Source organism: Pseudomonas sp. rhizo66, assembly GCF_031931925.1.
Taxonomy (GTDB): Bacteria; Pseudomonadota; Gammaproteobacteria; order Pseudomonadales; family Pseudomonadaceae; genus Aquipseudomonas.
Window position 1 is genome coordinate 58,435 of record NZ_JAUJWZ010000013.1, and the last position, 12,590, is coordinate 71,024.

At 60.6% G+C, this 12,590-nt stretch carries 10 protein-coding genes; 4 read left to right on the top strand and 6 right to left on the bottom strand.

Annotated features, from left to right (window positions below; all coding sequences use genetic code 11):
- Window positions 1-68: 68 nt before the first annotated feature.
- Window positions 69-911, top strand: coding sequence for a taurine dioxygenase (tauD, locus tag QZR14_RS16650; protein ID WP_311997144.1), 843 nt, complete (start codon window positions 69-71; stop codon window positions 909-911).
- A gap of 198 nt (window positions 912-1,109) precedes the next feature.
- Here the strand turns inward: tauD and mgrA are convergent, their stop codons facing one another.
- The 3 genes from mgrA to QZR14_RS16665 form a co-directional block, all read right to left on the bottom strand.
- Window positions 1,110-2,147 carry an L-glyceraldehyde 3-phosphate reductase gene (mgrA, locus tag QZR14_RS16655; protein WP_123449464.1) on the bottom strand — a complete coding sequence of 346 codons (1,038 nt, stop codon included), beginning with the start codon at window positions 2,145-2,147 and terminating at the stop codon, window positions 1,110-1,112.
- Between the two features lie 66 nt (window positions 2,148-2,213).
- Window positions 2,214-3,533, bottom strand: coding sequence for an LLM class flavin-dependent oxidoreductase (locus tag QZR14_RS16660; RefSeq protein WP_311997145.1), 1,320 nt, complete (start codon window positions 3,531-3,533; stop codon window positions 2,214-2,216).
- Window positions 3,534-3,535: 2 nt separating this feature from the next.
- Window positions 3,536-5,833 carry a TonB-dependent receptor gene (locus QZR14_RS16665; RefSeq protein WP_442967406.1) on the bottom strand — a complete coding sequence of 766 codons (2,298 nt, stop codon included), beginning with the start codon at window positions 5,831-5,833 and terminating at the stop codon, window positions 3,536-3,538.
- 131 nt (window positions 5,834-5,964) lie between these two features.
- On the opposite strand from QZR14_RS16665, the gene QZR14_RS16670 reads away from it, so the two are divergent.
- Window positions 5,965-7,002 carry a LacI family DNA-binding transcriptional regulator gene (locus QZR14_RS16670; protein WP_311997147.1) on the top strand — a complete coding sequence of 346 codons (1,038 nt, stop codon included), beginning with the start codon at window positions 5,965-5,967 and terminating at the stop codon, window positions 7,000-7,002.
- Window positions 7,003-7,007: 5 nt separating this feature from the next.
- On the opposite strand, the gene QZR14_RS16675 is transcribed toward QZR14_RS16670, so the two are convergent.
- Window positions 7,008-7,409: a type II toxin-antitoxin system HicB family antitoxin gene (locus QZR14_RS16675; RefSeq protein ID WP_311997148.1), complete on the bottom strand. Its 402-nt coding sequence runs from the start codon at window positions 7,407-7,409 to the stop codon at window positions 7,008-7,010.
- 347 nt (window positions 7,410-7,756) lie between these two features.
- Here QZR14_RS16675 and QZR14_RS16680 point away from each other — a divergent pair, with 347 nt between their 5' ends.
- A complete protein-coding gene (locus QZR14_RS16680) occupies window positions 7,757-8,017 on the top strand; it encodes a hypothetical protein (protein ID WP_311997149.1) in 261 nt (86 codons plus the stop codon).
- Window positions 8,018-8,041: 24 nt separating this feature from the next.
- Here the strand turns inward: QZR14_RS16680 and betT are convergent, their stop codons facing one another.
- Window positions 8,042-10,003, bottom strand: a complete 1,962-nt coding sequence (gene betT, locus QZR14_RS16685) for a choline transporter BetT (RefSeq protein WP_311997209.1) — start codon at window positions 10,001-10,003, stop codon at window positions 8,042-8,044.
- 400 nt (window positions 10,004-10,403) lie between these two features.
- Entirely contained in the window at window positions 10,404-11,330 is a 927-nt protein-coding gene (gene epsC / locus QZR14_RS16690; protein ID WP_311997150.1) for a serine O-acetyltransferase EpsC, read from the bottom strand.
- Window positions 11,331-11,520: 190 nt separating this feature from the next.
- On the opposite strand from epsC, the gene QZR14_RS16695 reads away from it, so the two are divergent.
- Entirely contained in the window at window positions 11,521-12,513 is a 993-nt protein-coding gene (locus QZR14_RS16695; protein ID WP_311997151.1) for a D-cysteine desulfhydrase, read from the top strand.
- The last annotated feature ends 77 nt before the right edge of the window (window positions 12,514-12,590 follow it).

Here is a 12,590-nt window from a genome sequence, read left to right on the forward strand (position 1 = left end):
AAGATCAAAAGATCGCAGCCTTCGGCAGCTCCTACATAGGGTGATGACCGCAATTGAAGAGAAAGACCATGAGCAGCCTGAACATCACCCCGTTAAGCTCAGCCCTCGGCGCACAGATCAGCGGCGTCGACATCAGCCAGCCACTGAGCCTGGAACACCGCGATGCCATCGAGCAGGCGCTGCTCAAGTATCAAGTGTTGTTCTTCCGCAACCAGCCAATCGAGCCGCCGCAACAGGCGCGCTTCGCCGCCTATTTCGGTGATCTGCACATTCACCCGATCTACCCGAACGTACCGGAGCAACCGGAAGTGCTGATCCTCGACACCGCCGTCACCGACGTGCGCGACAACGCGATCTGGCACACCGACGTGACCTTCCTGCCGACCCCGGCGATGGGCGCGGTGCTCAGTGCCAAGCTGCTGCCGGAATTTGGTGGCGACACACTGTGGGCCAGCGGCATTGCTGCGTACGAAGCGCTGTCGGCGCCGCTGAAAGGCTTGCTTGAAGGGCTGACCGCGACTCACGATTTCACTCGCTCGTTTCCGCTGGAGCGCTATGGCAACACACCGCAAGCGCTGGCGCAGTGGGAAGAGGCACGACGCAAGAATCCACCGCTGTCGCACCCGGTGATCCGTACACATCCGGTCAGCGGGCGGCGCGCGTTGTTCGTCAATGAAGGCTTCACCTCAAAGATCAATGAGCTGTCGGACACCGAGAGCGAGGCGATTCTGAAGTTTTTGTTCGCCCACGCGACGCGGCCGGAATTCACCATTCGCTGGCGCTGGCAGAAAGACGATATTGCGTTCTGGGATAACCGCGTGACCCAGCATTACGCGGTAGACGATTACCGCCCGGCACGGCGGGTGATGCAGCGGGCGACGGTGTTGGGGGATGTGCCGTTTTTTCGCTGAGCCTTGAACAGCAAAAGCCCCTCACCCTAACCCTCTCCCCGAGGGAGAGGGGACTGAATGGGGGATGCTTTGGAGGTACGCCGACCTGATATTACTTTGCTGAATCCATAATCGACTCGGTATTTCAGGTCGATGTATGGCTACAGACACCTCGGTCGGCTCCCTCTCCCTTTGGGAGAGGGCTGGGGTGAGGGTGACTCACTCCGCCGTCGAAGGCTTCTCCCAAAGATTGATCCCGCCCTCTTGGGCAAACCGGTCAATCTCCGCCAGCTCTTCAGCACTGAAGCTCAGATTCTTCAACGCCCCGACGTTCTCGATGATCTGCTCCGGCCGGCTCGCGCCGATCAGCGCCGACGTCACCCGTGGATCACGCAGGGTCCAGGCCAGCGCCAGTTGCGCCAGGCTTTGACCACGACGCTTGGCGATTTCATTCAGCGCCCGCACATGAGCGATGTTGGCATCGGACAGGTGCGAAGCCTGCAATGAACCACCGCCCGGCCGATTGACCCGCGCATCTGCCGGCACGCCGTTGAGGTATTTGTCGGTGAGCAGACCTTGCGCCAGCGGGGTGAAAGCGATAACGCCCGTGCCGAGTTCATCGGTGGTATCGAGCAAATCCTTTTCCACCCAGCGATTGAGCAGGTTGTACGCCGGCTGATGAATCAGCAACGGCACTTTCCACTCTTTCAGCAGCGCCGCCATCTCACGGGTTTTCACCCCGGAGTACGACGAGATACCGATGTACAACGCCTTGCCCTGTTGCACCGCAGTGGCGAGGGCGCTGGCAGTTTCTTCCAGCGGGGTGTCCGGGTCGAAGCGGTGTGAATAGAAGATATCCACATAGTCCAGACCGAGGCGTTGCAGGCTCTGGTCGAGGCTGGCCAGCACGTATTTGCGCGAGCCACCGCCCTGGCCGTAGGGGCCGGGCCACATGTCCCAACCGGCCTTGCTGGAGATGATCAGCTCATCGCGGTATTGCTTGAAATCTTCGCGCAGCAAACGACCGAAATTGATCTCGGCGCTGCCGTACGGCGGGCCGTAATTGTTGGCCAGGTCGAAGTGGTTGATGCCCAGATCGAACGCGGTGCGCAGCAAGGCGCGCTGGGTGTCGATCGGCGTGCTGTCGCCGAAGTTGTGCCACAGGCCCAGCGACAGCGCCGGCAGCACCAGACCGCTGCGGCCGACGCGGCGGTAAGGGATGGAGTCGTAGCGGTTTTCGGCAGCGGTGTAAGTCATCGAATCCTCTCTTGTCTGTCTTGAATGGGGTGTCGACTGCTTCGCTAGCAGGCTAGCGATTGGGCGCTACAAAAATCTATTGCCGGGTCGAGCGAGACCCAGGTTCTGGCGCAACGTCCGGCCCTCATACTCGGTTCTGAACAGCCCACGCCGTTGCAGTTCCGGGACCACGCCATTGGCGAAGTCTTCGAGCCCGCCCGGCAGGTGCGGTACCAGCACGTTGAAGCCGTCCGCCGCGCCTTGTTCGAACCACTGCTGCAAGCGATCAGCGATCTGCTCCGGCGTGCCGACCAGGCTGTAATGCCCGCGCCCGCCGGCAATCTTGCGACCCAGTTCGGCAAGGCTCAGCTTCTCCCGCCCGGCCAGCTCAGTGAGCAATTTCTGCCGACTCTGCTGGCCACTTTCCGTCAGCGGCAATTCCGGTAGCGGCCCGTCCAGCGGGTACTTCGACAAATCGAAGTTGCCCAGCATACGCCCAAGCAACGCGACGCCAACTTCGGGTTCGACTAATTGCTGAAACGTTTCACATTTTTTCTGCGCTTCAGCTTCAGTGCGTCCGACCACGACGAAAACCCCGGGCATGATTTTCAGCGAGTCAGCGCTGCGACCGTACTTGGGCAAGCGTCCTTTGAGGTCGGCGTAAAACGCTTGGGCACCGGCCAACGAAGTTTGCGCGGTGAACACCACTTCAGCCGTCTGCGCCGCCAGTTCGCGCCCGGTTTCGGAAGAGCCGGCCTGAACAATCACCGGGCGCCCCTGCGGCGAGCGCGCGAGGTTCAGCGGGCCTTTGACCCGGAAGTGCTCGCCAGCGTGATCCAGCACATGCAATTTCCCAGGGTCGTAATACGCCCCGCTCGCCTTGTCGCGCACAAAAGCGTCGTCCTCCCAACTGTCCCAAAGCCCGGTGACCACTTGATGAAACTCGCGAGCACGGCTGTAGCGTTCGGCGTGGCCAATGTGTTCGTCACGACCGAAATTCAGCGCTTCGGCAGCATTGTCCGACGTCACCAGATTCCACCCCGCGCGGCCACCCGACAGGTGATCGAGCGAAGCGAATTTGCGCGCCACGTGGTACGGCTCGTTGTAACTGGTGGTCGCCGTGGCGATCAGGCCGATGTGTTCGGTCACCGCACTCAGTGCCGAGAGCAGTGTCAGCGGTTCGAAGTGATCGGAACGTGCCATGCGGCTGGCGATGTCCTGAGTCGGCGCGGCAACGCTGTCAGCGACAAACAGCGCATCGAACTTCGCCGCCTCGGCAATCTGCGCCAGTCGCTTGTAATGGGTGAAATCCAGACCCGCATTGGCTGGCACATCAGGATGACGCCACGCCGCCACGTGGTGCCCGGTGGCCATGAGGAACGCGCCGAGTTTCAACTGTCTGCTCATCGTCAGAAATCCTTGCGCAGTTGCACACCGAAGTAGCGCTCGTCATCCCGAGGCACGGCGCGATAAATGTAATTGCCGCCGCTGGCGAGCAGTGGCGAATAGGACTTGTCGGTGAGGTTCTTGCCCAGCAGCGTGACGCGCCAGCCATCGCTGTAATCGGCCAAGGCGACGCTGGCGTTCCACAGGCCGTAGGCGCCCTGCCTGGTGTCGGGGTTCTGGCTGATGTCGTACTGCACTTCGCTTTGCCAGCTGTAGTCGGTGCCCAGTTCGATATCCAGGCCGTTATCCAGCGGGATGCTGTAGTCGGCGCGCACGTAGCTTTTCCAGTCCGGGCTGAACGGCAGCGGTTTGCCGTTGACGTTGCACGACGCCGCCGCGCCCGCCGGGCAGGCGAATTCATCGATGCGTGCGCGGGTGTAGGCCAGTGCGCCGGACAGCTTCAATTGTTGGGTGGCCTGCAAGGCGTAATCGAGTTCGACGCCTTCGCTGCTGACGCTGCCGGCGTTGATCAGGCGCGTCACCACTTGCCCGGCGACGGTGTCAAAGAAGTTCGCCTGATAGTTGTCGTAGTCGCTGTGGAACACCGCGAGATTAGTGGTCAGGCGATTGTTCCAGCTCGTCGCTTTGATCCCCGCCTCCCAGGTGTTGGAGGTCTCCGGTTTCAGCGCTTCGGTGTCACGCGGCTGCATGTTGAAGAACACGTTGTAGGCCGGGCCTTTGTAGCCGCGCGAGTAGGTCAGGTAAGTAGTGACGGTATCGCTGAGGTCGTACTGCACGCCGAGGCGGCCGGACCAGCCGTCTTCGTCCACCGAACCGGAACTGCTGGTGGCCGGTTGAATGCCGCTGACGGTGGTCGCCGAAGTGGAAACGCGGCGGTGATCGTATTCGAGATCATCGTGGGTGTAGCGCAGGCCGGCGATGCCGCGCAAATCCGAGGTGAAGTTCAGCGTGGCCTCGCCGAATGCTGCGTAGCTGTCGCTGGTGGTGCTGTAATCGGCGACGCCGCGATCGGTGCGTGTGGTCGTTGTCAGCGTGCGCTGATAGGTCTCGTCATCCTTGCCGTGCATGTAGAACAGGCCGCCGACGTATTCAAGGAATTCACCTTTCGGTGAGGCCAGACGCAGTTCCTGCGAGTACTGATCGAAGGCCAGATAGCCCTTGTCCGCCGTGCCGGGGAACGCAGCCGACACGGTGCCGAGTCGGTCGCCATCCTGATACTGGGTGTTGTCCCAACCGCGCCACGCGGTGATCGAGGTCAGGGTGTAATCGCCCAGTTGCCAATCGAGCTGGCCGGACAAACCTTTGTTGATGTCCTCGACATGGCTGCGGGTGTCGGTGTTGATGTCGCGGTTGTGGCTGCTCGCATTGACCGGGCTCAGCGCGTTGGCGAAGGCCGGTGTCAGCGACTTGCTGACCACGCCGTTGGGGCCGTCGTCGTGGGACTGCATGTAGTCGGCAATCAGGGTGAAGGTGACGTCGTCATTCGGCGTGAATTCAAGTTTGCCGCGCACGCCGCGATGGTTGTAGCCGTTGACCTCCTGACCGTTGTGCTGGTTGTCGACGTTACCGTCGTAGGTGCCGAACAGCGTGCTGATCGAGCCTTTCAACGTCTCCGGAATCAGGCTGCCGCCAATGCCGAAACGGGTGCGGCTTTCGTTGCCGCTGTAGTACGACTGATCGATGTAGCCGTGGGTTTCGGCGGTCGGTGCCTTGCTGGTGATGTTGAGCACACCGGCCGAAGCGTTTTTGCCGAACAGCGTGCCTTGCGGGCCACGCAATACTTCGACGCGTTCCAGATCCAGCAGGTCGAGCGTGGACTGCCCCGGACGCGCATAGACCACGCCGTCGATCACCGTCGCCACGGTCGGCTCGACGCCGGGAGAGGTGGAAATCGTACCGACGCCGCGCACGAACAACGAGGTGTCCTTGTTCGATGCGCCGGTGCGGAAATTCAGCGACGGCACTTGCTGGACGATGCTCGCCACGCCGTTGCGGTTGTCGCGCTCAAGCTGTTCGCCGTCGATCACCGAGACCGCCACCGGCACTTTTTGCAGCGACTCTTCGCGGCGCGTGGCGGTGACGGTCACAGATTTGAGAGTGGGTTCCTGATCACTGCTCTCGGCAGCGAATGCGTTGGGCAACGGCAGCGCCGCCAACCCCGTGAATACCCAGCCGGCGGCGCGAATCGACTGCGCCAGTGTGTGTCGCCCCAGGAATATTGTGCATGTATGCCCGCTCGAAATTGGCCCTGAACCGCTGCCGTTCTGCGACGACAGCGCCTGAATCGGTGTCTTGGGCATTCGCTCGAGCGAGTAGCAGACAGCGCGCTTTGTTAGCGCTACCATCGACAGTATTGGCAAGCTGCACATAGATCGTCCAATACTGAAAAATTACTTTTATATGCGATTTTGTTTTTAAGAAGGATCGACCCTTGAGCGAAGAAAAGCCCCGCAAACGTCGTGGCGCCGGACGTGTAACGCTGAATGCCGTGGCGCGCCAAGCCGGGGTTTCGGCGATTACCGTGTCGCGCTACTTCAATCAGCCGGAGCAGGTTTCGCCCGAGCGTCGCGAGCGGATTGCGGCGGTGGTGGCCGAGTTGGGTTATGTGCCGAATCTGGTGGCCGGCGGGCTGGCCTCGGCGCGGGGGAAAATCGTCGGCATGGTCATCCCGAACATCTCCGGGCCCATCTTCGCCAATACCATTCAAGGCTTCAGCGACACGCTTAGCCGCCATGGCTATCAGCTGTTGCTGGCGTCGAGTTACTTCAGCACTGAACAAGAAGAAAACGCCGTGCGTGCGTTTCTCGGCTGGTCGTCGGCGGCGTTGGTGCTGACCAGTCACTTTCACAGTGCGGGCACGGAAAAGATGATTGCCGAGGCCGAAGTTCCGGTGATCGAAACCTGGGATTACCAGCCGGATCGCGAGCCAATGCAGATTGGTTTTTCGCATTTTGAAGTGGGCGTAACGGCGGCGAAGTATCTGCTGGAAAAAGGCTACCAACGTATCGCCTTCGTGCAGAACAGCGCTGCGGGCGACTTCAGCGCACTGGAGCGCCGCGATGGTTACGCGGCGACCTTACGAAATTCCGGCCTGGAGCCGTGGATCTTCGCCCCTGACGCTGATCGTGCACCATTCGAGGCCGGCAAACAGGCGATGGACGCCCTGATGAGCGCATCCCCGCGCCCCGATGCAATCATCTTCGCCAACGACAACCTCGCCGCCGGCGGTCTGCTCGCCGGGCAACGCGCGGGTTTGAAAATCCCCGAAGACTGCGCCGTTCTTGGCTTCGGCGATTACCCGTTCGCCGAGATGCTTTTGCCCAGCCTGAGCACCATCAAACCACCGGCACTGGAGATCGGCGTACTGGCCGCAACCCGCGTACTGGAAAGTCTTGGGGTATTGCCGAGCGACGAAGTGCAACGACTCAACCTGCTGCAGTGCCAAGTCATAGAGCGCGAAAGCACCTGACTTCGCTATACCGACAATTCGCGCAAGGCAGCCGCCGCGAGAAAACCGGAGCGGGAGCGATAGCGCTGGTCACGACGGACCGTCTGGTCAATACGCTCAAGCAACTGCTCCGGCAGCGTGGCGTTAAAACGCACTGACTTACCGAAATACGGGGTGATATCAAAATCGACCACACCCCAGATCCCTCCCGCGTAATCCGGATTATCGAGATGAGCATCAATGTCCCGCACTTGCGGCAACGGCGCGCCGTCGGCGACCAAACCCTCATAATGAAGCGCCAATGCTTCCTGAGTATTCTCAAACGCCTCAGCGACCGTAGTGCCCGCAGAGAAGCACCCCGGTACATCCGGGATGATCACGCCGTAGTCTGAGTCGACATCCTTGTGCAGAACGACCGGGAATTTCATAGGAAACCCATTCTTCAAGCCATTTAATGTCGGCAACTATAGGCGTAACTCTCGGGGAGTAATTCAAACGACACATCCTGAAATTGATCGTCATTTGAGAGCTAACTCTGTTCTGCGAATCAACATCGCGCACTAGCCACAAACTATCAATGGTCAGATAAAAGAACAGTAGGCTGGATTGGCTATGCTCTAAAGAACACCGAGGTGGCCCCTTCGCGAGCAGGCTCGCTCCCACAGGGATTTCCTGTGTACATGAAATTTATGTCCAGCCGGGATCCATTGTGGGAGCGAGCCTGCTCGCGAAAGCGATCCTTCAGGCAATGCACCTCCACCAGGCAGAATCCGCCATGCACACCGCCATCATCATTTTCTTCGGTCTGATCCTGCTCGCCCTGATGCTCTACATCGGCGAACGCATCGGCTTCAGCCGTCAGACCATGGCCTACGGCTTCGCCGCCCTGTGGCTGGCATTGACGGTGATTAATGGTGCGGTGGGGGTGGTGCATGCCGGCCAGTCCGCAGGGTCGGAAATAGCCATTGGTAGCGCGGTGTTCGGGGTGCCGGTGGCGGCGATGGTGTTGTTCATGGTGCTGAGCACCGAGTCCTGAGCAGACCCGGCGCCCAACCACCGATCAACGCACCAAGTGCAGGAATTGCATGTGCCGTTCGTACTGGTCGAGGATGTCGTTGATGATCTGCTCTTTGGTGTAGCCGACCAGATCGTAGTCCTGACTGCCCTCGCTCAGATGCACTTCGGCACGGTAGTAGCGGCGATTGTTAAGTTGCTTGGAACCCATGCCGCCACGCGCGAACGACGGCGTGAAGTAGCCGCGCATCTGCACCTGATAGATGAACGGATGCGCATCACCATGGCCAATTTCGAGGCTGACGCTGTCATTCGCCGGATCAGGCTGGGTGACCACGTTGAGGCCTTTCTCGACGAACACCGCCGTCACTTCTTCAATCGCCGGGCGCACCGTGGTGTCCATGAAGCGGTACACCTCGTCACGCGACGGGAAGTGCACAGCCTGGCTCAAGCGCTGTCGCCAGCCGCCCGTGCCGCGCCGTGAACCGGAGACCGGTGCCAGCGAGTGCAATTGCGCGATCTGCTTCTGCGACTCCAGATAGAACGCCTTGTGCAGGCCCCACATCATCAACAGCAAGATCAGCGAGAACGGCAAAGACGTCAGCACCACCGCCGATTTCAGCGCATCGATGCTGCCGGAGAACAGCAGCGCACTGGTGATCAGCGCCGTCATCGCGCCCCAGAACACTCGCAGCCATTTCGGCCCGTCTTCGTCGGGGTTGCCGCCCTTGGCCGACAGCGTCGAGAGCACCACGGTGCCGGAGTCGGCAGAGGTGACGAAGAACACGAAGCTGATAAACACCGTCACGGCGATGACGGTTTTGCTCCACGGGTAGGTTTCCAGCAGCAAGTAAATGCTCATCGACGGGTTGTCGATGGCCGACATGCCCAGCGCGCTCATGCCGTGGTTGAGCACTTGATCCAGCGCGCTGTTGCCGAAAATTGACATCCACGCGAGGGTGAAACCGAGCGGGATCAACAGCACGCCGAAGACGAATTCGCGGATGGTGCGGCCACGGGAAATACGTGCGATGAACAAGCCCACGAACGGCGACCACGCAATCCACCAGGCCCAGTAGAACACTGTCCAGCCACCAAGCCAGTCGCTCGGTTTGTCGTAGGCGTAGAGGTCAAAACTCTTCATCGGCAGGGCGCCGAGGTAGTCGCCCAAGTTCTGGATCAGGGTGTTGAGCAGGTGCTGGGTGGGACCGGCGAACAACACAAACAGCAGCAGCGCACAGGCCAGCAGCATGTTGATGTCGGACATCACGCGCACGCCTTTATCGACCCCGGAGACGGCCACGATGATCGCCGCGCCCATCATCAGCGTGATCAGGCCGACCTGAATCCACTGGGTGTGAGCGATGCCGAACAGGTAGTCGAGACCGGAGTTGAGGTGCAGCACCCCAAAGCCCATGTCCGCGCCCAGACCGAACACCGTGGCGATGATGCCGAAGCCGTCCACCGCGTAGCCGATCGGGCCGTTGATGCGTTTGCCGATCAGCGGATACAGCGCCGAGCGCAGGGCCAGCGGCAGATTGTGGCGGTAAGCAAAGTAGGCCAGCGCCATACCGACAAAGGCGAACACGCCCCAGCCATGCAGGCCCCAGTGCAAAAACAGAATCTGCATCGCCTGACGGGCCGCATCCGCCGTGCCCGCCTCGCCTTGCGGCGGCTGGAGCATATGGGTCAGCGGTTCAGAGACGCAGAAGAAGAACAGCGTGATGCTGATCCCGGCGGCGAACAGCATGCCGGCCCAGGACAGGTAACTGAATTCGGGTTCGTCGTGGTCGGCACCGAGCTTTATCTTGCCGTAGCCAGATAAGGCGGTGACCACCACGAAGACCAGATACAGGGTCATCGCGAGCATGTAATACCAGCCGACCGTATTGGCCGCCCAGTTTTGCGCTTGCAGCAGCCAGGCGCCTGCCTGCTCAGGCATGGCGATAACAACGAGACCAAACAGCAGAATGACCGTCGCGGCGAAATAGAACACCGGCGGATTCATGCGTACCAGACCGCTGGCGGGGGTAGACGATGCACTCATGAAACGTGCACCTCGAGGGGTTGAAACGTGGCTGAAATGATCGGACTCAGCAAAGGCAAGCCTCCTGTTGTGAGCGGGCAGCGAACCACCGGTTTAACTTGAATGAACGTTCAAGTTAAACATGGATAGGGTGGTAAGGACTAATCGTACGGCTAGGCGGTAGTTTTCCTACGGTAGCCCAAGGAGGTGTATGACGCGGGTTTGAGGGTATTCGTTCACTGGAGATTTGGCTGATTGCCATTATCTTGATTTGGTCTGAAAACCATTCGCGAGCAGGCTCGCTCCCACCTTTGAAACGCATTCCAGTGTGGGAGCGAGCCTGCTCGCGAAGAGGCCAGATGCCGCAACGCAATTTCAGAGCCTACTTCTGCGTCCCGTCATCATGCTGCAGATTCGCCTGGGTCAGATTGCACCCCGCCGGCACACTGCGCGTCAGCCACACATTGCCGCCAATGGTCGACCCTTTGCCAATGGTGATCCGCCCGAGAATCGTCGCCCCGGCATAAATCACCACATCATCTTCAACGATCGGATGGCGCGGATGGCCCTTTTGCAACTGGCCGTCTTCATCCGCCGGGAAGCGCTTGGCGCCCAACGTCACCGCCTGATAAATCCGCACGCGCTCACCAATGATCGCGGTCTCGCCGATCACCACACCCGTGCCGTGATCGATAAAGAAACTACGGCCGATCTGCGCGCCCGGATGGATATCGATACCGGTCGCCGAATGGGCGATTTCCGCGCTAATCCGCGCCAGCAATGGCAAACCGGCGCGATACAGATGGTGCGCCAGACGATGGTGAATCACCGCGAGAATCCCCGGATAGCACAGCAGCACTTCATCGACACTGCGTGCCGCCGGATCACCGTGATAGGCCGCCAACACATCGGTGTCGAGCAGCGTGCGCAAGCCCGGCAGTGCGAGGGCGAAATCCTGCACGATCTGAATCGCGCTGGCTTCGACTTCGGTGTCGGCCTGCGCGCTGTGGCGGGCGACATAACGCAGCTCCAGGCGGGTCTGCGCCAGCAAGGCATTCAGCGCCACATCGAGGGTGTGGCCGACGTAGAAATCTTCACTCTCTTCGCGCAGATCCACCGGGCCCAGACGCATCGGGAACAACGCGCCACACAATGCTTCAAGAATCTCCGCCATCGCTGCGCGGGACGGCAACTCGCGGCCGCCCTGCTCGCCGGACGCCCGGCCGTTCTGTGCCCGCCACTGATCCCGCGCGCTGCGCAGTTGACTGACGATGGTCTGCAATTGCCAATGGCTGGAACGCTCGCTCACGGTAAAGACTCCTCACGGGCGGCCGGACTGTCTGGCCGCGTCATCGGCGCCTACTTTACGGCATGCTCACGAGAGCGAATTAAGAACCGATAGTGCTGGCCTCAGTTCATTTGGCTATAAGCGATTCGCGGTTGCCCCTGCAAAAGCGCGTGCCTATAGTCCTTTCATCTTCCTCCGCCAGTACGGACTCATGATCAAACAACAGCTGGACCGCTTTAACCGTCTCGACCTGCTCGGCCACCCGACGCCCCTGGAAAAACTCGAACGCCTGTCCACCTGGCTCGGCCGCGAGGTGTACATCAAGCGCGATGACCTGACGCCGCTGGCCATGGGCGGCAACAAATTGCGCAAACTCGAATATCTCGCCGCCGATGCCCTCGCACAAGGCGCCGACACGCTGATCACCGCCGGTGCCTTGCAATCGAACCACGTCCGCCAGACCGCCGCACTGGCCGCCAAATTGGGCCTGGGTTGCGTGGCGCTGCTGGAAAATCCGCTGGGCACTGACGACAGCAACTACACCGGCAACGGCAACCGCCTGCTGCTGGATCTGTTCGACACCAAGGTCGAGCTGGTCGACAACCTCGACAACGCCGACGAACAACTGACCGCCCTCGCCGCCCGCCTGCGCAGCAACGGCAAGAAGCCGTATCTGGTGCCAATCGGTGGCTCCAATGCGCTCGGTGCGTTGGGTTATGTGCGCGCCGGTCTGGAGCTGGCCGAGCAGATCAAGGACACCGGGCTGGAGTTCGCTGCGGTGGTATTGGCCTCGGGCAGCGCCGGTACTCACAGCGGTCTGGCATTGGCGTTGAGCGAAGTGTTGCCGCAATTGCCGGTGATTGGCGTGACCGTTTCGCGCAGTGAAGAAGATCAGCGACCGAAGGTTCAAGGACTTGCCGAGCGTACGGCGGAGTTACTCGGCGTCGAACTGCCGGCCGGTTTCAAGGTCGAGTTGTGGGACGAGTATTTCGGCCCGCGTTATGGCGAGCCGAATGCCGGGACGCTGGCGGCGGTGAAGTTGCTGGCGAGTCAGGAAGCGGTGTTGCTCGATCCGGTGTACACCGGCAAGGCCATGGCAGGTTTGCTCGATGGCATTGGCCGTCAGCGCTTTGATGAAGGCCCGATCATCTTCCTGCATACCGGTGGGGCGCCGGCGTTGTTTGCTTACAAGGATTTCCTGTAGCAGAAGATCAAAAGATCGCAGCCCGCGGCAGCTCCCACAAGTGATCTCATGTAGGAGCTGCCGCAGGCTGCGATCTT